The organism is Roseomonas sp. GC11, from assembly GCF_024437745.1.
In the GTDB taxonomy this organism is placed as follows: domain Bacteria; phylum Pseudomonadota; class Alphaproteobacteria; order Acetobacterales; family Acetobacteraceae; genus Pseudoroseomonas.
In genome coordinates, this window is the sequence record NZ_JANFNY010000001.1 from 66288 (window position 1) to 85923 (window position 19636).

The window sequence follows — 19636 nt, forward strand, 5'->3', positions numbered from 1 at the left end:
CAGGGGCAGGGGCGGGGGTTGGGGCGGGGCGTGCCGCCGTGGCCGGGTTCAGGCCGTCCATCGGTAGAGCAGGGTTTCCGCCGCCGCCTCCCCATTGGCCTTCAGCACGGCGCGCAGTTCCACCTCGCGCGCATCCGCCGGGAACAGCTCGAAGCTGAGGCGCCAGCCGCCCGTCTCCGGATTGCGCTGCGCCACCGGGTTGCGGATCTCGCCGCGGCTGGCGGTGACGGCCAGCTCCGGCTTCGCCTCGGCCGGCAGGGCGTCGAGCGCGCCGCCCTGCGCCTCCAGCACGAAGAGCCGCCCGCCCTGCGCCGCCGCGGCACCGGAGCGCGCGGCGAGGATGCGGCCCGTCTCCGGGTTGCCCGGTGCCTCGTCGCACCAGTGCAGGCGGTAGACATAGCGGTATTCGCCCTTGGCCTTCAGCGGCTCCTTCGGGCGCCAGAAAGCCACGATGTTGTCATGGATCTCCCCCTGGGTGGGGATTTCCACCAGATGCACCGCGCCCTCGCCCCAGTCGCCGATCGGCTCCACCCAGAGGCTCGGGCGCTTCTCGTAGCGCGCCTCCAGATCCTCATAGGCGGCGAAGTCGCGGCGGCGCTGCATCAGGCCGAAGCCGCGCGGATTGGCATCGCCAAAGACCGAGACCTGGAGGTCGCGCGGGTTGTTCAGCGGGCGCCAGAGCCGTTCCCCCCGGCCGGAGAGCATCAGCAGCCCGTCGGAATCATGCACGGCCGGGCGCCAGTCGTCGCGCCCGTCGCGGTTGAGGGGGGAGAACCAGAACATGCTGGTCAGCGGCGCGATGCCCGGCGCCGCCATGTCCACGCGCGGGAAAACCGTCGCTTCCACATCGAACACCGTGTCGCGCCCGGGGCGGATGGCGAAGCGGAAGGCGGCGGTGCAGGAGGGGCTGTCGAGCAGCGCGTGGACGTTGATGGCATTCACCCCCTCGCGCGGGCGCTCCACCCAGAAGGCGCGGAAGACGGGGAATTCCTCCCCCTTCGGGTCGGCGGTGCCGATGGCCAGGCCACGGGCGGAGAGGCCGTAGATCTGCCCGCGCGCCACGGCGCGGAAATAGCTGGCGCCGAGGAAGGCGCAGACCTCGTCATAATAGTCCGGGCGGTTGAGCGGGCCATGCAGGCGGAAGCCGGCGAAGCCCATCTCCTCCTGGGCCGGGCGGTCCATGCCCTGGAAGTCGAACAGTTCGGTGCTGTAGCGCAGGGGGCGGGCCATGCCGCCGGCCACCTCGTACATCTCGATGCGTGGCCGGTAGAGGAAGCCGCGGTGGAAGAGCTGCATCTGGAAGGGCAGCCCGTCCGCCCGCCACAGCGCCTGGGCGGGGCGATAGCGGATATTGCGGTACTGGTCGTAGCTCAGCTCGGCCAGCGGCTTCGGCAGGCTCTCGGGTGGCGCCTTGTAGGGCTGCTGCGCCAGGCTGCGCGCCATCTCGCGCAGCAGCCCGGCATCGAAGCGGGTTTCCTCCGGCCCGGCGGCATGGGCCGCGGAGATGTGGGCCGTCTCCTCCGCCAGGAAGACGGTGGACAGCGACAGGGCTGCGAGCAAGGCATCGCGGCGGTTCACGGTGGTCATACTCCCCCTCAGGCGGCGTCGGGCGAACGCGGGCGGCGGGCTTTCGGTTGCGCCTGCCGCCGCGCTGCCGCTTCGGTGCCGTCAGAGAGGGGGGTGATTGCGGCGCCAATGGGCCGCGACGATGGCCGCCTTCAGTCGACGGCGGAGAAGCTGCCATCCTCACCGAGACGTGAGAGGATGCCGCTGCGGATATCGAAGGAACCGCCATGCAGGGTGAGCGTGCCCGCCGCCACGCGGCTGGCCACCCAGGGGAAGCTCATCAGGTTGCGCAGCGAGAGCTTCACCGTCTCCAGCTCGCAGGTGGCCTGGGCCTCGGCGGAATCGGCGGCGACGCATTCCAGGGTGCGGCGGCGCGCCTCGGCGGCGATGCCGTTCATCCAGGGCGCCACGAAATCCTGCGCCCCCGGCGGGAAGCCGCGCAGCAGCGCCTGCACGCCGCCGCACATGGCATGGCCGAGCACGATGATGCGCGGCACCTGCAGCACGCAGACGGCGAATTCCAGCGCCGCGCTGGTGCCGTGGTAGTCGCCATCCGGGTTGTAGGGCGGCACCAGGTTGGCGACGTTGCGGACGATGAACAGCTCCCCCGGCGCGGCGTTGAACACCATGCCCGGGTCCACCCGGCTGTCGGAGCAGGAGATCACCAGCGCCCGGGGGCTTTGCCCCTCGCGCGCCAGGGTCTGGAACAGGCGGCGGCGCTCCGGCCAGACTTCCTCGCGGAAGCGGCGATAGCCGGCGAACAGGTCCTCCAGGGCACCGGGCTGGTTTCCGGGCTGGGGATCGGCGGGGTCGGTCATCGGGGCTCTCCTTCCGGCGGGCGGATTTAGGAAAGCCGTGACGCGTTTCACAGGGGCGTGACAGAGAGGATATCGCGCCGCAATGAATTTCCGGCGCGGTGGCGGCCCGCCTCAGGTTCGCCGCAGCTGGCGCAGCATCTCCGGCGGCAGGCCCTCGGTGGGCGGCGCGGGGGGGGTGGCGCCCGGCGTGGTGTCGGGCGCGGGCGTCTCCTGGCGCAGATGCGCCACCACCGTGCCGGAGAACTCGCCCATGATCCGCGCCAGATTCTCCATATGCTCGGCCTTGTGCGCGGTCAGCATCTGCACGCTGAGGAGCTGGCCCTCGACGGTGGTGGCACAGGTCAGGTCGCGCAGCACATTCTCCTGCCGGCGCGCGCGCACATCGATGCAGTGCAGCAGCGGCACCGTGCTGCCCCTGCGGTTGACCGAGAAATCCGGCCCGCGCTCCACCGTCATGCCCGGCTGGGCACCGGCCAGCAGGAAGAAGCCCATGGACTGGGCCTGGAGCCAGCGGGCGATCTCGGGGGTGGCCGGGCCTTCCGCCGCCCCGGCCGCCAGGCTGCCACGCAGGCTGATGCGGATATCCGGCCCGCTCTGGCGGAAGCGGTATTGCAGCACGACCCCGCCCTGGGGTGCCGCTTGGGCCGGCAGGGCCTGGATGCCATCGGGCTGCACGGTGAAGCCCGTGACCTCGGTGGGCAGGCGTTGCAGCAGGATGTGGCGATGCTGCTGCCCCCTGGGATCCCGTTGCTCCGCGGCACAGCCCGCTGCCAGCAGCGGCAGCAGCAACAGGGCGGTCAGGCGAGGCGGCATGGCAGGCGGGTCCGGCAGGAAAGGCCCGCCATCATGCCCGCGAAACGAGGAGCACGCCAGCATGGCCGCCCTGTCCTGTCCCCCTGGCCGGCGGCAGAACCTCATCAGGCATCACGAACGGATGGGTTTCCAAAGGCCTCCGGCCTTTGGTGGGGAGAGTTTGAGAGGGGCGAAGCCCCTCTCAAGACCACGCGTGACGCTCTCCCCGCGCCTCTCAGCCGCGCCGCCGCGCGCCCCACAGGGCCAGCCCGCCCAGGCCCAGCGCGTAGATCAGGTTCATCCCCGCCATCGAGACGGGCAGGCCGGGGATCAGGTAGGTCGGTTCATCGCAGGGCTTGGCCGGGCGCAGATCCATGCCCTTCAGCAGGTCATCCACGCTGGTGGCGCCGCCGGCGCTGGGGGCGGAGCAGCTCGGCAGCGGGGAGGGCCACCACTTCGCCTCCACCCCCACATGCACCACGGCCACGGCGCCGGAGGCCAGGATGGCCAGCCCCGCCAGGGCCAGCATCAGCCGCCGCGGCAGCACCAGGGCGAGCAGCGCCAGCGCCGCCCCCGCCCAGTAGGGCCAGCGCTGCAGCAGGCAGAGGGCGCAGGGGTTCAGCCCGCCCCAGCGTTCCGAGGCCATGGCCAGGAGCGGAGCGGCGGCGGCCAGTGCGGCCACCACGAGCGGAAGGGGTATCACGTCAGCGGCGTCACTCTTCGGTGGGGTCGAGCATCTGGTCCATGGCGCGGGAGGGCTCGGCGCAGCCGGCGCGGCCCATCACCCGGGCCGGCACCCCGGCCACCGTCACCCCGGAGGGCACCGGCTTCAGCACCACCGAACCGGCGGCGATGCGCGCGCAGGCGCCCACCTCGATATTGCCCAGCACCTTCGCCCCGGCGCCGATCAGCACGCCATGGCGGATCTTCGGATGGCGGTCCCCGCCCTCCTTGCCGGTGCCGCCCAGCGTCACCCCCTGGAGGATGGAGACGTCATCCTCGATCACCGCCGTCTCGCCGACGACGAGGCCGGTGGCGTGGTCGAGGAAGATGCCGCGGCCGATCCGCACCGCCGGGTGGATATCCGTCTGGAACACCACGGAGCTGCGCGACTGCAGCCAGAGGGCGAGGTCCCGCCGCCCCTCATGCCACAGCACATGCGCCAGCCGGTGCGCCGCCAGGGCGTGGAAGCCCTTGTAGTAGAGCAGCGGCTCCAGCGCCCGGCAGGTGGCCGGGTCGCGGTCCACCACCGCCATGATGTCGCTGCGCACCGCCTCGCGCAGCGCCGGGTCTTCCTCCAGCGCGCGCTCCAGGCTGCGGCGCAGCAGGGCGGAGGGGATGTCCGCATGGTCCAGCCGGTCCGCCACCCGGCTCGCCAGGGCGGATTCCAGCGTGCCGTGCTGCAGCACGGCGGCATGCAGGAAGCCCGACAGTTCCGGCTCGCGCAGCGCCGCCGCCTCCGCCTCCTGCCGGATGCGGGACCAGACGGGGTCGAGCACCTCCGGCGCCTCGCGCGGCGGGGTGGGGTAGGGCAGGGCCTGGTTCATCGCGGGGGCTCCTTCGCGCGGCCGGCACCCGCCGGGGTGGGTGTCGGGAGGATACCTTGTCCGCCACGGCCGCCGGGTCAAGCGCCAGGGCGGCTGGACCGGCTGGCGCCCCGCGCATAGCGTGCCACCACAGGGGCCACCACAGGGGCCACCGCAAGGAAGGAAGCACGCCATGCGAATCATCTGGGGCCGCGCGAACAGCAGCAATGTCATGAAGCTGCTCTGGTTCTGCGCCGAGACCGGGCTGCCTTACGAGCGGCGCGACGCCGGCGGCGCCTTCGGCCGCACGCAGGAGCCGGCCTACAAGGCCATGAACCCCATGTCCCTCGTCCCCGTGCTGGAGGAGCCGGATGGCTGGGCGCTGTGGGAGAGCAACAGCATCCTCCGCTATCTCGGCGCCACCACCGCCGAGGGCGCGGGCCTCTACCCCGCCGCGCCGCGCCGCCGCGCCGCCATCGAGCGCTGGATGGACTGGCAGCTGGCGCATCTCTCCCAGCCCATGACCACCCTCTTCTTCACCCATGTCCGCATCCCTGAGCCGGAACGCGACTGGGATGCCGCCGAGGCCGCCCGCCAGAAGGCCGCCAGCCTCTGGGCGCTGCTCGACCACCAGTTGCAGGCCACCCCCTTCGCCGAGGGCGAGGCCCTGACCCTGGCCGATATCGCCCTTGGCCCCTTCATCCACCGCTGGTTCGCCCTGCCGATCGAGCGCCCGGACCTGCCGGCGCTGCGCCAGTGGTATGAGCACCTCTGCGAACGCCCCGGCTACGCCACCCATATCCGCATCCCGATGACCTGACCCCCCCGTGACGCGGCCGCCCTGTTACGCTATGTCATGAACACCGCGCGCGAGAGTGGCGGAACGGTAGACGCAGACGACTCAAAATCGTCCGACCTCAGGTCATGCGGGTTCGAGTCCCGCCTCTCGCATTTTTCTGTCAGCTGCCGGTCAGGGCCGGGACGGCGGGCGCCTCACTCAGCCGGGGCGCTCCGGCCCAGGGTTGCGGGCTGCTCCCTCCCAACCGCCCGGCCGGCCCCCTCCAGCGTCCCGCCTCCCCACCCGACAGCGGCAGCCCGAAAAATTAACGGTCGGTGAGGCGGAGTTCGATGCGGCGGTTGCGGGCCAGGGCGTCGGGGGCGTCGCCGGTGTCGATCGGCTGGTATTCGCCGAAGGCGGTGGCGGCGACGCGGTTGGGCGGCAGCCCCTCATTGATCAGGAACTGCGCCACGGCGATGGCGCGGGCGGCCGAAAGCTCCCAGTTCGAGGCATAGCGGGCGCCGGGGCGCAGCGGGCTGCGGTCCGCATGGCCATCGACGCGCAGCACCCAGGCCAGGTCGGCGGGGAAGCGGCGGCTGACCTCGAGGAGGATCTGCGCCAGGGCGCGCAATTGCTGCTGCCCGGCGGCGGAGAGATCGGCACCGCCCACGGGGAAGAGCACCTCGCCCTGGAAGACGAAGCGGTCCCCCACGATGCGCACCTCCGGCCGGTCGCCCAGCACGTCGCGCAGGCGGCCGAAGAAATCGCTGCGGTAGCGCTGGAGTTCCTCGACGCGCGCGGCCAGGGCGGCGTTCAGCCGCTGGCCGAGCTGGGTGATCTGCGCCTCCTTGTCGCGGCCGGCCTGCTCCTCGGCGTCGAGCAGGGCGGAGATGCGGGCCAGTTCGGCGCGCAGCTGGGTCACCTGCTGGGTGAGCAGCGCCACCTGGGCGCGGGCGCTCTCGGCGAGGCGGGCATGCTCGCCGCTGGTGGCCTCGGCGCGGCGCTGGGCCTCGGCGGCGGCGGTGGCGGCGGCCTCGGCGGTGCGGCGGCCGGCGGTGGCCTCGGTGGCGCTGGCCTCGGCGGACTGGCGGCGGGCGGCCTCGGCCTGGGCCAGCGCCTCGGCGGCGCTGCGCGCGCGCTCCTGCTCCCCGGCGCGGTCGAGGGCGGCCTGGGCGCGGCGTTCCATTTCGTCGCGCAGGGCGGTCAGCTGCCGCACCTGCTGCGTCAGCCGGGCGATCTCGGCCAGCCGCGCCTCGATGGTGGCGCGGTCCGCGGTGACGGTGCGGTTCAGCGCCTCCATCTCCGCCCGCAGCGCGGCCAGCTGCTGCTGCGCGGCGGCGAGCTGCGCGGCGCTCTGGTCGCGCGCCGCCTCGGCGGAGCCGGCGCGCGCCTGGGACTGGGTGAGGGCGGCCTGGGACTGTGTCAGCTGCTCGCGCGCCTGGGCCAGGGCGGCGCGCTCCGCCTCCAGGGCGCGGCGGGCGGCGGTGAGGTCGCCCAGCGTCTGCGCCGTGCCGCCGCCGATCGCCTCGGCCCGGCTCTGCGCCTCGGCCAGGCGCTGCTCCAGGCTGGCGATGCGTGCGGCGGCGCCGCTGGCGGAGAGTTCCAGATCGGCCAGCCGGGCGGCGAGGCGGTCCCGCTCGGCGCGCAGCGCGTCGCGCTCGCCGCCCTGGCGGTCGCGCTCCTCGCGCAGGCCGGAGATCTGGCCAAGTGCGGCGTCGCGCGCGGCGGAGGCGGTGCGGAGTTCCTCGGTCAGCCGTGTGAGGTTGCCGCGCAGTTCCTCGCCCTGGCCGCGCTCCAGCGCCAGCAGCTCGGCCAGTTCGGCCACCTGCCGGTTCAGCCGGTCCAGCGCCTGATCGCGCGAGGAGAGGGCCACCGAGAGAAAACCCTGCGCCAGCACGAAGACCAGCAGCACGAAGATGATGACCATCAGCAGGGTGGAGAGGGCATCCACATAGCCGGGCCAGGCATTCATCCCCTCACGGTTGCCGCCGCGCCGTCCGAGCGCCATGGTTCAGCCCTCCCGCCGCGCGCCGTTGAGAGGGGCTTTGCCCCTCTCAAACTCTCCCCACCAAAGGCCTGAGGCCTTTGGAAACCCTTTCTGAAGGTGGGTGCAGGGGACCCCGTCCCCTGCTGGGGGAGTTTGAGGGGGCAAGGCCCCCTCAAGACCACCGGCGCGCAGCTTGGCCAGACTGCCCCTCACCGCGGGCCTTCCTCGGCCAGGGCGGCGATGGTGCGGGCGAGGATCTTGATCTCGCCGCGGATCTCGGCGGTGGACTGGGCGCGGCCCTGGGAGACATCCTCGCTCATCCGCGCCAGATAGACCTCGATATTGCGCAGATGGGCACGCGAGGCGTCGTCGATGCCGGTATGGGCCTGGGCCTCGGCCAGCCGCGCCAGGGTGGGGGCGAGGCCGGACTGTGCCTCGGCCATGCGCTGCATCAGCACCTGATTGGCGCGCATCTGGTCGGCCATGATGGAGAGGCGGTCCGTCAGCGTGTGCAGCGCCTGGGAGGAGGCGGCGCGGGATTCCTCGCCGCGCACCATGATGCGCTGGAGGTTCTCCAGGTTCTCGGCGGTCTGCTCCAGCAGCGCCTGGACATAGGCGGGGACGGAGCCGCCGCCCTCGCCATCGCCGCCCAGCACGCCGGAGGAGAGGCGGGTGACGCCGGCCAGCCATTCCTCCAGCTCGTAGTAGAAGCGGTTCTGCGCCTGCCCGGCCTGGAGGTCCATGAAGCCCAGCACCAGCGCGCCGGCGAGGCCGAGCATGGAGGAGGAAAACGCCACTCCCATGCCGGAGAGCGGCTGCGCCAGCCCGGATTTCAACTGGTTGAACAGCTGGTTCAGGTCGCCCGAGCCCACGGACATGGAGTTGATGACATCGGCCACCGCGCCGATGGTCAGGATCAGCCCCCAGAAGGTGCCGAGCAGGCCGAGGAAGATGGACAGCCCCGTCATGTAGCGCGACAGCTCGCGGCTTTCGTCGAGGCGGGAGCCGATGCCGTCCAGCAGGCTGCGCATGACGGAGGCGGAGAGGGAGAGCCTGTCCCCCCGCTTGGCCGCGAACATCGAGGCCATGGGGCCGAGCAGGCGCGGCGCCGGGCGGGCGGGGGCGCCGGAGTGGGGCGTGGCGGGGCGGGGATTGCCCGGCTTCGCGGTGCGGAAGCCTTCCAGCCACTCCACCTCGGGCTTCAGCCCCATCACCTGGCGGATGTTCCAGCCGATGCCGAGCAGCAGCACCGTCAGGATCACGCTGTTGAGCAGCGGGTTGGCGGCGAAGGCGTGGACCAGCTCGGCTGAGAGCAGCGCGGCCAGCACGCCCACCGCGGCCAGGAAGGCCAGCATCCGCAGCAGGTAATGGGTGGGGCGGGTCATGGGCGGCTCTGGCTCTGCTTCTGGCGTGCGCTGGGGGGGAGCAGCTCGATGGCGTCGCGCCGTTCCTCGGTGCGGCCGAGGGGGCGGATGTCGATGCGCGTCACGTCGAGCCCGGCCTGTTCCAGCGCGCGGCGGATGGCGCGGCCATGGTCCAGCGAATCGCGCCGCGCGAGGGAGACATCTTCCTCCGGCCCGGCGACCTGGGCAATGAGCGTGACGCGGCCCTGGGTCTGCTGGGCGAGCCAGCGGGCGATGCCGGCCAGGGCGATCTGCGAGGGTGCGTCCACCCGTCCGCGCGCCAGCGGCCCGGTGAGGCGCCAGCCGCCGCCGGGAAGGGCCTCCATGCCGCGCGCCAGGGGCAGGGCGGGCTGGGGCACGGTCCGCCCGGGTTCGGGCGGACGGGTGAGGTCGGGCGGCTGGGGGGCGCTGAGGGCCGGCTCGGGCGGCACGGGGCCGTCATCTTCGGCCGGGGCAGGCTGTGATTGGCCCGGCTGCGCCTGGGCAGGCTGTGCCAGGGCGGGGCCTGCGAGCAGCAGCGCCAGCAGGGGCGCGGCGAGGGAGGGAAGGCGGAGGGGCATTCTGCGCCGCACCCTAGCCCACATCGCCTTCCAGGGGAAACGCGCCAACAAAAAGTAAAAAACTGAAGGCGGGGTCTGGGGGGATCCTGTCCCCCCAGCGCTTTATCTTGTTTTTTTGCTGCTCAGCCGCTTTTGCTGCTCAGCCGCGGGCGCGCTCGATGAGGGCGATGCCTTCATTCACCACGTCGCGCAGCTTGGGCTGGAGCAGGGGGTTGCCGGCGATGACATTGCCCGAGACGTAGGGGTCATTCCCCTCCATATCCGTGGCCCAGCCGCCGGCTTCCTTCAGGATGATCAGCCCGGCGGCGATATCCCACTTGTTGATGCCGAGTTCCCAATAGCCTTCGTAGCGGCCGGCCGCCGTCCAGGCGAGGTCGAGGGCGGCGGCGCCCATGCGGCGCACGCCGGCCACCTGCGGCATCAGCTTCGCCAGGATGGCGCTGAACTCCGCCTTGCGCGGGGTCTTGGCGAAGGGGATGCCGGTGGCGAAGACGGCCTGGATCATGTCGCGCCGGCCGGAGACGCGCAGGCGGCGGTCGTTCAGGAAGGCGCCCATGCCCTTCTCGGCCCAGAACAGCTCATCGGCGGCGGGGTTGTAGATGACGCCGGCGACGATCTCGCTGGTGTTCTCGCCCGTGCGCTTCTCGATGCCGACGGAGACGGCCCAGTGGGGAATGCCGTGCAGGAAGTTGGTGGTGCCGTCCAGCGGGTCGATCACCCAGCGCCATTCCCAGTTGGCATCGCCGCTCTCGCCCTGCTCCTCGCCGAGGAAGGCGAAGTTGGGGCGGGCCTTGCCGAGTTCGGCGCGCAGCGTCTCCTCGGCGCGGAGATCGGCCTGGGAGACGAAATCCCCCGGGCCCTTCATGCTGACCTGGAGCTGCTCCACCTCGCCAAAGTCACGCAGCAGGCGCTTGCCCGCCTTCTGCACGGCATTGACCACGACATTGAGGGCGGGGGAGAGGCGGGCGGATGCGGCCACGGGGGGTAAACTCCAGGGATTTCAATCAACGGGGAGGCTGCGGGGGGGAGGCTGCGGGCAGGAGGGCCTGGCCCTCCCGCGCTCTTCCGCCAGGGCACCCGGGCAGGCGCCCAGGGCCCTGGTTCTCCCGGCGGCCGGGCAGCGGCCGCCGCCGGGAGGGCGAAGGGCCTCAGCCCTTGGCGCGCTCGACGTAGGAGCCGTCCTCGGTCTTCACCACGATCTTCTCGCCCGCGGTGATGAAGGGGGGCACCAGGGTCTTCACGCCGTTGGACAGCACCGCCGGCTTGTAGCTGGAGGAGGCCGTCTGGCCCTTCACCACCGGGTCGGCCTCGGCGATCTCGAGCACGACATGCTGCGGCAGGTCCATCGCCACCGGCTCGCCCTCGATCAGCTTGACCGAGACCGTCATGTTCTCGGTCAGGAAGGGCAGGCGCTCGCCGAGGATGGCCGAGGGGACGATGGTCTGCTCGAAGGTCTCGGGATCCATCAGGACGAGGTTGTCACCATCGGCGTAGGAGTAGGTGAACTCCTTGTCCTCGGTGGTCAGGCGCTCGACGGTGTCGGCGGTGCGCCAACGGTCGTCCTTCTTGGAGCCGGTCTTGATGTCGCGCATCTCGACCTGGATGAAGGCGCCGCCCTTGCCCGGGGTGATGATCTGAATCTTCAGAACCGTCCAGCGCCGGCCTTCATACTCGATGACCTGACCGGGCCGCATCTGGTTGGCCTGCTGCTTCATGGGCTTGGCACCTGCTTCATCGGGCTGAAGGAACAAGGCGCGGGCAGCCACAGGCCACACCGCGCGGGCGGCGGCGCTTTACCCGGACCGCGCGCCTGAGGCAACCATTCCGCACGCAGGGCCGCCCTGCCTCAACGTCAGGGCGCAAAAATTCAGTTCATTGGAAGGATTCTTCTTTTTCTGAAGAAAAAGAAGCAAAAAGACTTTCTCTCAGGCTGCCGCCGTCTCCCGGCATAGCGGGACGCCAAACTGATAAAAGTTTTTTGGTTCTTTTTTTCAAAAAAGAACGCTCTCTTTTAAAACGCCACCCGGCCAAACAGCGCATGCAGCAGGGCGAAGAGCACGCCGCCGGCCAGGAAGCCCACCAGCGTGCCGTTGATGCGCACATATTGCAGGTCGCGGCCCACGCGCAGCTCGATTTTCTCCACCACCGTCGCGGTGTCCCAGCGGGCGACGACGCCGGCGATGAACTCCGCCACCTGGGCCTGCACCGTGGGCAGCAGGGCGCGCAGGCCGCGCCGGGCGGCGCCGTTCAGCCGCTCCCGCGCCGCCGCGTCCTCCGCCAGCAGCGTGCCGAGATTGGCGAAAAGCCCGGCGATCAGGGCGACGCCGCGCCCTTCGGGGGCCGCCGCGTCCTCGGCCACCATGGTCTTCAGCCGCCCCCAGAGGTCCATCAGCCACGCCGCCACGGCCGGATGCGCCACCGCGCCGCGCAGCGCCCGGCCCAGGGCGGCGGCGCGCTCCGGGTCGGTCTCCAGCCGGTCGATCTCGGCCATCAGCCAGGATTCGAAGGCGATGCGCAGGGTGCTGTCCCCCGGCTCCACCTTGTCCAGCTCCTGGTTGATGGCGGAGAGGATGCGCCGCGCCACGGCGCCGCCGGCCAGCCAGCCGACCAGCGCGCCGCCCTCGGCGCGGACGCGGGCCTGGATGGCGGCGCGCAGATCCTCCTCCTTGGCGGCGAGCAGGGCCTTGAGCTGCTCCAGCGCCAGGCCGAACACCGCCTGGTGCTGCCCGCCCGCCACCAGCGCGCGCAGCGCCCGCGCCAGCAGCCGCGCCGAGCCGGGGCCGGAGACCAGGCGCGGCAGCAGGCGCTGGATCAGCCGGCGGGCGCGGCCATCCTCCAGCGCGTTGAGCAGGGCGGGCAGGCCGGCGGCCAGGGCCTCGGCGGCGGGGCGGGTGGCGGCGGGGTCGGCCAGCCAGCGGCGCAGCAGACCGGCGAGGTCCACCCGCGCCAGCAGCCGATCCAGCTCCGCCTCGGTCAGCACATGGTTGCCGACGAAGCGGCCGAGGCCGCGCCCCAGCCGCTCCTTCTGCCGCGGGATGATGGCGGTGTGCGGGATGGGCAGGCCGAGCGGCCGGCGGAACAGCGCGGTGACGGCGAACCAGTCCGCCAGCCCGCCCACCAGCCCGGCCTTGGCGCTGGCCTGGAGGAGATCCGCCCCATAGCCCGGCGGCAGGGCATAGGCGCCCAGCGTCAGGGCGGCCATCAGCACCAGCAGCAGGGTGGCGAAGCGGCGATGGCGGGCCAGGGCGCGGCGGGCCTCGGCCTCGGGGTCGGGGAAGGGCGGCATCCGCCCCAAGGTAATGCGCCGCCCCCCGCGCGGCGAGGCATGCGGGGATGACATTCCCGCCGCCCCGGCGACGCGGCAAATATCCCTTGCCCGGTGGGGAGGGAATGTTATCTCGTAACGCATGACCTTGCCCGATCCGCTTGCCCTGTCTTCCGGCGTGGTGTCCCGCCTCGTGCTGGCGGGGGTGCTGCTGGCCCTGCTCTGGGGCGGTGTGCTGTGGGCGCGCGCGGCGTGAGCGCGGTGATCACCTGCGCGGATGTGACGCTGACGCATGGGCGGCGCCCGGCGGTGCATCATGTCTCCGGCCGGTTCGAGGCGGGGAGCCTGACGGCGATCGTCGGCCCCAATGGCGCGGGCAAGTCCACGCTGCTGCGCGCCATTGCCGGGCTGCATCCCACGGTGGAGGGGGTGCTGAAGGCGCCGCGCGAGGGCATCGCGCTGTTGCCGCAGGCGGCGGCGCTGGACCGGCAATTCCCGATTTCCTGCCTGGATGTGGTGATGCTGGGCCATTGGGCGCGGTGTGGCGCCTTCCGGGCTTTGCGCGCGGCGGAGCAGCAGGCGGCGCGGCGGGCGCTGGCGGCGGTGGGGCTGGAGGGGTTTGAGGCGCGGCCGGTGGGGGCGCTGTCGGTCGGGCAGTTCCAGCGGGTGCTGTTCGCGCGGCTGCTGGTGCAGGATGCGCCGGTGATCCTGCTGGACGAGCCGTTCAACGCTGTGGATGCGCGCACGGCGCAGGATCTGCTGGCCCTGGTGGCGCGCTGGCATGGCGAGGGCCGCACGGTGCTGGCGGTGCTGCATGACCTCGACCTTGTGCGCCAGCATTTCCCGCAGACTTTGTTGCTGGCGCGCGAGCCCGTGGCCTGGGGCCCGACGGAGGAGGCGCTGAGCCCCGCCAACCGCCTGAAGGCGCGCATGATGTCCGAGTCCTGGGACGAAGCCGCCGAGCCCTGCGCGCGCGCCGCGTGAGCCTGCCGGGCGCCAGCGGCGCCCGGCCCTGCCAGAAAGAAGAAGGGGGTCCGGGGGAATTCATTCCCCCGGTGCTGTGCTGCCCATGCTGTCTCTTGCCGTTGATCTCCTCTGGTCCCCTTTCGCCGAGTTCGGTTTTCTTCGGCGTGCCCTGGTGGGTTGCCTTGCGCTTTCGCTGGCCGCGCCCCCTCTGGGCGTCTTCCTGGTGCTGCGCCGGATGAGCCTGACGGCCGATGTCCTGGCGCATGGCATTCTCCCTGGCATCGCGGTGGGCTTCCTGGTGGCGGGCCTGTCCGTCACGGCGATGTCGATCGGCGGGCTGGTGGCGGGCATGGTGGTGGCGGTGGGGGCGGGGGCGGTCTCCCGCGCCACGGGCGGGCGGGAGGATGCGGCGCTGGCCGCGCTTTACCTCGTGGCGCTGGCGCTGGGCGTGACGCTGATTTCCACGCGGGCCGGCTCGGTCGAACTGTCTCATCTGTTGTTCGGCAGCGTGCTGGGGGTGGATGACCCGGCGTTGTTCCTGATGGCCGGGGTGGCGAGCCTGACGCTGCTGGTGCTGTCCTTCGCGTGGCGGCCGCTGGTGCTGGAGTGCTTCGACCCCGGCTTCGCCGCCGCGGCGCGGGCGCGGGGCGGGCTGTGGCACATGGTGTTCCTGGGCCTGCTGGTGCTGAACGTGCTGGCCGCCTTCCAGGCGCTGGGCACGCTGATGGCGGTGGGGCTGATGATGCTGCCCGCCGTGGCGGCGCGGCACTGGGGGCGCAGCGTGGGCGGGCTGGCGGCGGCGGCGGTGGGGATCGCGCTGTTCTCCAGCCTGGCCGGTCTGTTGCTCTCCTATCACCTCGACCTGCCGACCGGCCCGGCGATCGTGCTGGTGGCGGGCGGGGCCTGGGTGGTCTCGGTGCTGGCTGGCCCGGTGGATGGCGTGCTGCCGCGGCTGCTGCGCCGGCCGCATCTGGCGGGTTAGCCCCTCGCCCGGAGCGGGCCGCCATGCCAGTCTCCGCCCCCTTCTCAGCCGAAGGGTTTTTTCCAGTATGACCAACAATCTCGCGGGCATCCGCCGCCTCGCGCCCGAGGCGCGCCTGAGCGGGGCCACGGTGGCCAATGGCTTCGTCTTCCTGGCGGGTCAGGTGGCCGATGATGCCACGCTGGATGCCGAGGGGCAGACGGCGGACATCCTGGCGCAGATCGACGCGCTGCTGGCCGAGGCGGGGACGGACAAGCGGGCGCTGCTGCAGGTGCAGGTGGTGCTGGCCGACATCGCGGATGCCGCGGCGATGAACCGCGCCTGGGACCGCTGGCTGGACCCGGCGCACAAGCCGGCGCGGATGACGGTGCAGGCGCCGCTGGTGGATCCGCGCTGGAAGGTGGAGATCACCGGCGTGGCGCTCGCCCCCTGATTGGGCTGGCGTCCCGCCCTGGTCCTGGGGCGGGACGCCAAGCGGCTGAAGTCTTTTTGCTTCTTTTTCTTCAGAAAAAGAAGGTTTCTTTCAGTCTTTTCCGCCTCTCCGCTGTGGTGCAGAAAGATGGATGTGATTTCATCTTTCTGGCTCGTGCCTGAAATTCCTCTATAAGACAGTGCTTTCCAAGGTGCGGTGGCGCTGTCCTGGCGGTTTCCTTCGGCGGCGCAGCATGAAAGGGCGGATGACGCCCGGCCGTGGCGGCGTTACGCCACGCTCCATGCCCCGCCGCGCGAGCGGCCCGGCATGCCGAGGAACGTTCCCGCACAGCAACACGGCACCGGACCCTGTCAGGAGGACCGCGCCCCGGGCGCGGCCCAGCCCGGCCCCCTGCTGCTGCCGCGGGGCGGGCAAGACCAGGGAATGGATGATGATAAGGCGCTGGCTTGGCCTGCTCTATGTGCAGGTGCTGATCGCGATCGTGCTGGGCGTGGTGCTGGGCGCGCTCTATCCGGCGACGGGGGCGGCGCTGAAGCCGCTGGGGGATGCCTTCGTCAAGCTGATCAAGGTGGTGATCGCGCCGGTGGTGTTCTGCACCGTGGTGCATGGCATCGCCAGCGTGCGGGATGCGAGCAAGGTCGGCCGTGTCGGGCTGAAGGCGATCCTGTATTTCGAGGTGGTCTCGACCTTCGCGCTGGCGATCGGGCTGATCGTGGCGAAGCTGTTCCGCACCGGGTCGGGCTTCAACATCGACCCTTCGCAGCTGGACGCGAAGGCGGTGCAGGGCTTCACGCAGAAGGCGCAGGGCGACAGCGTGGTGGGCCATCTGATGGCCATCATCCCCGATACCTTTTTTGGCGCCTTTGTCGGCGGCGACCTGCTGCAGGTGCTGTTCCTGGCGGTGCTGACGGGCTTCGCCATCAATGCCCTGCCGGAGAAGGCGCGGGTGCCGGTGGCGCATGTGATGGACCAGCTCGCGGCGGTGTTCTTCGGCATCGTGCGGATCGTGGTGAAGGCGGCGCCGGCCGGGGCTTTCGGCGCGATGGCCTTCACCATCGGGCAGTATGGCGTGGGTTCGCTGCTGCGGCTGGGCGAGCTGGTGGCGACCTTCTACATCACCTCGCTGCTGTTCGTGCTGCTGGTGCTGGGCTCCATCGCGCGGGCCTGCGGTTTCTCGATCCTGCGTTTCCTCAACTACATCCGTGAGGAATTGCTGATCGTGCTCGGCACTTCGAGCAGCGAGAGCGTGCTGCCGCAGGTGATGCGCAAGATGGAGCGGCTGGGCTGCGCGCCGAATGTGGTGGGGCTGACGGTGCCGCTGGGCTACAGCTTCAACCTGGATGGCACCAACATCTACATGACGCTGGCGACGATGTTCCTGGCCTATGCCACCAACACGCCGCTGACGCTCGGGCAGGAGCTGACGATCCTGCTGGTGGCGATGCTGACGTCCAAGGGCGCCTCGGGCGTGACGGGGGCGGGCTTCATCACCCTGGCGGCGACGCTGTCGGTGATTCCGGACATTCCGATCCAGGCGCTGGCGGTGCTGATCGGCATCGACAAGTTCATGAGCGAGTGCCGGGCGCTGACCAATCTGGTGGGCAATGGCGTGGCCTGCGTGGCGGTGAGCCGCTGGGAGGGGGAGCTGGACGGGGAGACGCTGCGGGCGGAGCTGGCGCGGGGTCCGGCGCCGGTGGCGTGAGGCCCGGCGGCCCCGGGGCCTGGGGGCTTCGGGGCCTGGGTGCTTCGGGGCGTGGCAGGTGCCGCACCCCTGACCTTGGGCGCGGCGGTTTACGGAAAGAAAGTCTTTTTGCTTCTTTTTCTCCAGAAAAAGAAGAATACACCCCATTGTTTTCCCAAACTTGCTGCGCTGCGGTGTTTGCGCTCCTGCTGCTGTTTTCGGCGGTTTCTCGGGGTGTCGAAACGATGCGGTGACAAAACTTTGCCAGGATTGGTGCTCGCGCGGGCGTGAACGCTCTTCACCTGAGGGGTGGGAGCGGGCATGCTCGCCGCTTCCCGGCAGGCGGCGCCTGCCCTGGCGCGGCCTTGAGGCGGCCCAGCTTCCGCCGCAATGCCTGGGCAGCGTCCGTTTCATCCGCCGGGAGAACACCGCCGATGCCCGCCGTGCCTGAAGGTTCCACGCCCTGTCGCCCCGCCCCCTGCCGGCGGTGGAGGGTGGCGGCATGAGCGATGTCTGGCAGGGCAAGCGCGTCCTCGTCACCGGTGGCGCGGGCTTCCTGGGCAGCGGCATCTGCCACGCCCTGGTGGCGCGCGGGGCCAGCGTCACGGCGCTCGATTCGATGCGGCCCGATGGCGGCGCCAACCCGGCCAACCTGGCCGGCAGCCCGGTTCAACTGGTGGTGGCCGATCTCTGCGAGGCCGATCTCGCCCCGCATTGCGAGGGGGTCGATGCCGTCTTCAACCTCGCCGGGCAGACCAGCCATGCCGGGTCCCTGGCCGATCCCTTCACGGACCTCGCCATCAACGGCCATGGCCAGCTGCGGCTGATGGCGGCGCTGCGCGCCGGCGCACCGAAGGCGGTGCTGGTGCATGCCTCCACCCGGCAATTCTATGGCCGCCCGCTCTACCTGCCGGTGGATGAGAAACACCCCATCAACCCGCCCGACCCCAATGGCGTCTCCAAGCTGGCCGGGGAACAATACTGGCTGATGGAAGGCCGCGTGCAGGGCCGCCCCGTCGTCTCGCTGCGGCTGACCAACTGCTATGGCCCGCGGCTGCGGGTGAAGGATGCGCGGCAGACCTTCCTCGGCATCTGGTTCCGCCGCCTGCTGGAGGGCCAGCCCTTCGAGGTGTGGGGGGGCGCGCAGCTGCGCGACCTCGCCTATCTGGACGATGTGGTGGCGGCCTTCCTGCGGGCGGCGGAAACGCCGGCCTGTGCCGGGCGGGCCTTCAACCTCGGCGGCTCGCCGCCCGTCTCGCTGCTGGAGCTGGCGGCGGCGGTGGTGGCGGCGCATGGCGGTGGCGAATACGTCACCCGCGAATTCCCCGCCGACCGGGCGCCTATTGATATCGGCAGCTTCCACGCCGATGACACCGCCTTCCGGGCCGCGACCGGCTGGGCCCCGGCCGTGAGCCTTGAGGAGGGGCTGCGCCGCAGCCTCGACTGGTTCCGCCCCCGCCTTCACGATTATCTCTGACATTTTCAGACAGCCTGCCCGCAGGCACCCCCCGCAGGCATCAAGGAGATGGGCAATGGATCTGCCCGTGATCACCGTTCCCCAGGCCGACCCGGGCGCCGCCTACCGCGCCCAGCAGCCGGCGATCGACGCGGCGCTGTCGCGCGCGCTCAGCTCGGGCTGGTACATCCTGGGCAGCGAGGGCGCGGCCTTCGAGCGGGAATTCGCGTCCTGGCTGGGCCTGCCGCGCGCCGTCGGCTGCGCCAATGGCACCGATGCCATCATGCTGATTCTGCGCGGCCTCGGCATCGGCCCGGGGATGACGGTCGTGACCGTCTCCCACACCGCCGTGGCCACCGTCGCGGCGATCGAGATGGTGGGCGCCACGCCGCTGCTGCTCGACATCGACCCCGACACCTACACGATGGACCCGGATGAGCTGGCCGCCGTGCTGGAGGACCCGCCGCCGGGCCTGCCGCCCGTCCGCGCCGTCATCCCCGTGCATCTCTATGGTCAGGGCTGCGCCATGGGGCCGATCCTGGAGGCCTGCCGCGCCGCCGGCGTGCTGGTGATCGAGGATTGCGCCCAGGCCCATGGCGCGACGCTCGGCGGGCGCAAGCTCGGCACGCTGGGCGATGCCGCGGCCTTCAGCCTCTACCCCACCAAGAATCTCGGGGCGCTGGGCGATGCCGGCATCGTCGCCACGGCCGATGCGGCGCTGGCCGACAACATGGCGGCGCTGCGGCAATATGGCTGGAAACAGCGCTACATCTCCGACAGCATCGGCGTGAACAGCCGGCTGGACGAGGTGCAGGCCGCCGTGCTGCGCGTGCGCCTGCCGCTGCTCGATGGCGGCAATGCCCGCCGCCGCGCCATCGCCGCCGCCTATGACGCGGCGCTGGCGGAAGGCCGCATCGCGCCACCCACGCGGCGGGAGGGGGCGGAGCATGTCTTCCACCAGTATGTCATCCGCAGCGGCGAGCGGGACGAGTTGGCCAACCGCCTGCGCGCCATGGGGATCGGCACCGGCATCCACTACCCCGTGCCGGTGCATCAGCAGAGCGCCTATGCCGGGCGCGTGCCCCTCGGCCCCGCCCGCTGCGCCGAGACGGAACTGGCCTCGCGCGAGGTGCTCAGCCTGCCGATCTACCCGGAACTGAGCGACGCCCAGGTGGAGACCGTCTGCGCGGCGCTGCGCATCGTCGCGCGCTGAAGCCGTAAAAGGCCAGGGGGCTCCGCCCCCTGACCCCCGCCGGGGGGACAGGGTCCCCCCGGACCCCGCCTTCTGTTCGCGGGGGCCCCAAGGGAAGATTTGGGGTGGCCGTGCTACCCCGGTGGAGGGGTCAGGGGAGGCAAAGCCTCCCCTGGAATCCCGCGCCCGGGGCGCGCTATAGGCGCCGCATCGCTCCCCTGGTGGATAGAA

Annotated in this window: 19 protein-coding genes and 1 tRNA gene; 8 read left to right on the forward strand and 12 right to left on the reverse strand. The window is 71.3% G+C overall.

The features are described from left to right. Nucleotides 1–48: 48 nt before the first annotated feature. From NON00_RS00305 to cysE, 5 genes are all read right to left on the reverse strand, one after another. Nucleotides 49–1587, reverse strand: coding sequence for a glucan biosynthesis protein (locus NON00_RS00305; RefSeq protein ID WP_256016244.1), 1539 nt, complete (start codon nt 1585–1587; stop codon nt 49–51). A gap of 131 nt (nt 1588–1718) precedes the next feature. After that, on the reverse strand, nt 1719–2384 hold the full coding sequence (locus tag NON00_RS00310; protein WP_256016245.1) for a carbonic anhydrase: 666 nt from the start codon (nt 2382–2384) through the stop codon (nt 1719–1721). A gap of 111 nt (nt 2385–2495) precedes the next feature. Beyond that, nucleotides 2496–3197 (reverse strand): hypothetical protein, encoded by a 702-nt coding sequence (locus NON00_RS00315; protein WP_256016247.1) that lies wholly within the window; start codon nt 3195–3197, stop codon nt 2496–2498. Between the two features lie 214 nt (nt 3198–3411). Next, nucleotides 3412–3879, reverse strand: a complete 468-nt coding sequence (locus NON00_RS00320) for a disulfide bond formation protein B (RefSeq protein ID WP_256016249.1) — start codon at nt 3877–3879, stop codon at nt 3412–3414. A gap of 10 nt (nt 3880–3889) precedes the next feature. Further along, on the reverse strand, nt 3890–4723 hold the full coding sequence (cysE, locus tag NON00_RS00325; protein ID WP_256016251.1) for a serine O-acetyltransferase: 834 nt from the start codon (nt 4721–4723) through the stop codon (nt 3890–3892). A 172-nt stretch (nt 4724–4895) separates the two neighbouring features. On the opposite strand from cysE, the gene NON00_RS00330 reads away from it, so the two are divergent. Both NON00_RS00330 and NON00_RS00335 read left to right on the forward strand, forming a co-directional pair. Continuing rightward, complete coding sequence (locus tag NON00_RS00330) at nt 4896–5522, forward strand: glutathione S-transferase family protein (RefSeq protein WP_256016253.1); 627 nt, start codon at nt 4896–4898, stop codon at nt 5520–5522. Between the two features lie 49 nt (nt 5523–5571). Further along, nucleotides 5572–5653: transfer RNA gene (locus NON00_RS00335), tRNA-Leu, on the forward strand. A 152-nt stretch (nt 5654–5805) separates the two neighbouring features. Here the strand turns inward: NON00_RS00335 and NON00_RS00340 are convergent. From NON00_RS00340 to NON00_RS00365, 6 genes are all read right to left on the reverse strand, one after another. After that, a complete protein-coding gene (locus NON00_RS00340; protein ID WP_256016254.1) occupies nt 5806–7488 on the reverse strand; it encodes a peptidoglycan -binding protein in 1683 nt (560 codons plus the stop codon). Between the two features lie 188 nt (nt 7489–7676). Next, nucleotides 7677–8852 (reverse strand): MotA/TolQ/ExbB proton channel family protein, encoded by a 1176-nt coding sequence (locus NON00_RS00345; RefSeq protein WP_256016255.1) that lies wholly within the window; start codon nt 8850–8852, stop codon nt 7677–7679. Next, on the reverse strand, nt 8849–9430 hold the full coding sequence (locus tag NON00_RS00350; RefSeq protein ID WP_256016256.1) for a hypothetical protein: 582 nt from the start codon (nt 9428–9430) through the stop codon (nt 8849–8851). The genes NON00_RS00345 and NON00_RS00350 overlap by 4 nt, the downstream gene beginning before the upstream one ends. A 139-nt stretch (nt 9431–9569) precedes the next feature. Continuing rightward, entirely contained in the window at nt 9570–10409 is an 840-nt protein-coding gene (locus NON00_RS00355; RefSeq protein ID WP_256016257.1) for an inositol monophosphatase family protein, read from the reverse strand. A gap of 169 nt (nt 10410–10578) precedes the next feature. Then, nucleotides 10579–11145 carry an elongation factor P gene (efp, locus tag NON00_RS00360; RefSeq protein WP_256016260.1) on the reverse strand — a complete coding sequence of 189 codons (567 nt, stop codon included), beginning with the start codon at nt 11143–11145 and terminating at the stop codon, nt 10579–10581. 296 nt (nt 11146–11441) lie between these two features. Then, on the reverse strand, nt 11442–12770 hold the full coding sequence (locus tag NON00_RS00365; protein WP_256016261.1) for a DUF445 domain-containing protein: 1329 nt from the start codon (nt 12768–12770) through the stop codon (nt 11442–11444). Between the two features lie 177 nt (nt 12771–12947). Between NON00_RS00365 and NON00_RS00370 the strand changes: the two genes are divergently transcribed. The 4 genes from NON00_RS00370 to NON00_RS00385 all read left to right on the forward strand — a co-directional run bounded on the left by NON00_RS00370 (nt 12948) and on the right by NON00_RS00385 (nt 16778). After that, nucleotides 12948–13679, forward strand: coding sequence for a metal ABC transporter ATP-binding protein (locus NON00_RS00370; RefSeq protein WP_256016264.1), 732 nt, complete (start codon nt 12948–12950; stop codon nt 13677–13679). A gap of 85 nt (nt 13680–13764) precedes the next feature. Beyond that, complete coding sequence (locus tag NON00_RS00375; protein WP_256016266.1) at nt 13765–14643, forward strand: metal ABC transporter permease; 879 nt, start codon at nt 13765–13767, stop codon at nt 14641–14643. A gap of 67 nt (nt 14644–14710) precedes the next feature. Beyond that, nucleotides 14711–15076 (forward strand): RidA family protein, encoded by a 366-nt coding sequence (locus NON00_RS00380; RefSeq protein ID WP_256016269.1) that lies wholly within the window; start codon nt 14711–14713, stop codon nt 15074–15076. 427 nt (nt 15077–15503) lie between these two features. Continuing rightward, a complete protein-coding gene (locus tag NON00_RS00385) occupies nt 15504–16778 on the forward strand; it encodes a dicarboxylate/amino acid:cation symporter (RefSeq protein ID WP_305123131.1) in 1275 nt (424 codons plus the stop codon). Between the two features lie 89 nt (nt 16779–16867). On the opposite strand, the gene NON00_RS00390 is transcribed toward NON00_RS00385, so the two are convergent. Next, the gene (locus NON00_RS00390) at nt 16868–17080 is read right to left on the reverse strand and encodes a hypothetical protein (protein WP_256016272.1); all 213 of its coding nucleotides are present in this window, start codon (nt 17078–17080) and stop codon (nt 16868–16870) included. A 179-nt stretch (nt 17081–17259) separates the two neighbouring features. Here NON00_RS00390 and NON00_RS00395 point away from each other — a divergent pair, with 179 nt between their 5' ends. After that, nucleotides 17260–18234, forward strand: coding sequence for an NAD(P)-dependent oxidoreductase (locus tag NON00_RS00395; RefSeq protein WP_256016274.1), 975 nt, complete (start codon nt 17260–17262; stop codon nt 18232–18234). Nucleotides 18235–18289: 55 nt separating this feature from the next. Then, nucleotides 18290–19426, forward strand: coding sequence for a DegT/DnrJ/EryC1/StrS aminotransferase family protein (locus NON00_RS00400; RefSeq protein WP_256016276.1), 1137 nt, complete (start codon nt 18290–18292; stop codon nt 19424–19426). The last annotated feature ends 210 nt before the right edge of the window (nt 19427–19636 follow it).

Coding starts and splice junctions, on each gene's coding strand:
- cysE (WP_256016251.1), bottom strand. CDS start 4,723: ATGAACCAGGCCCTGCCCTACCCCACCCCGCCGCGCGAGGCGCCGGAG.
- NON00_RS00330 (WP_256016253.1), top strand. CDS start 4,896: ATGCGAATCATCTGGGGCCGCGCGAACAGCAGCAATGTCATGAAGCTG.
- NON00_RS00305 (WP_256016244.1), bottom strand. CDS start 1,587: ATGACCACCGTGAACCGCCGCGATGCCTTGCTCGCAGCCCTGTCGCTG.
- NON00_RS00350 (WP_256016256.1), bottom strand. CDS start 9,430: ATGCCCCTCCGCCTTCCCTCCCTCGCCGCGCCCCTGCTGGCGCTGCTG.
- NON00_RS00375 (WP_256016266.1), top strand. CDS start 13,765: ATGCTGTCTCTTGCCGTTGATCTCCTCTGGTCCCCTTTCGCCGAGTTC.
- NON00_RS00395 (WP_256016274.1), top strand. CDS start 17,260: ATGAGCGATGTCTGGCAGGGCAAGCGCGTCCTCGTCACCGGTGGCGCG.
- NON00_RS00385 (WP_305123131.1), top strand. CDS start 15,504: ATGATGATAAGGCGCTGGCTTGGCCTGCTCTATGTGCAGGTGCTGATC.
- NON00_RS00340 (WP_256016254.1), bottom strand. CDS start 7,488: ATGGCGCTCGGACGGCGCGGCGGCAACCGTGAGGGGATGAATGCCTGG.
- NON00_RS00380 (WP_256016269.1), top strand. CDS start 14,711: ATGACCAACAATCTCGCGGGCATCCGCCGCCTCGCGCCCGAGGCGCGC.
- NON00_RS00365 (WP_256016261.1), bottom strand. CDS start 12,770: ATGTCATCCCCGCATGCCTCGCCGCGCGGGGGGCGGCGCATTACCTTG.
- NON00_RS00390 (WP_256016272.1), bottom strand. CDS start 17,080: ATGCCCGCTCCCACCCCTCAGGTGAAGAGCGTTCACGCCCGCGCGAGC.
- NON00_RS00310 (WP_256016245.1), bottom strand. CDS start 2,384: ATGACCGACCCCGCCGATCCCCAGCCCGGAAACCAGCCCGGTGCCCTG.
- NON00_RS00400 (WP_256016276.1), top strand. CDS start 18,290: ATGGATCTGCCCGTGATCACCGTTCCCCAGGCCGACCCGGGCGCCGCC.
- efp (WP_256016260.1), bottom strand. CDS start 11,145: ATGAAGCAGCAGGCCAACCAGATGCGGCCCGGTCAGGTCATCGAGTAT.
- NON00_RS00345 (WP_256016255.1), bottom strand. CDS start 8,852: ATGACCCGCCCCACCCATTACCTGCTGCGGATGCTGGCCTTCCTGGCC.
- NON00_RS00315 (WP_256016247.1), bottom strand. CDS start 3,197: ATGCCGCCTCGCCTGACCGCCCTGTTGCTGCTGCCGCTGCTGGCAGCG.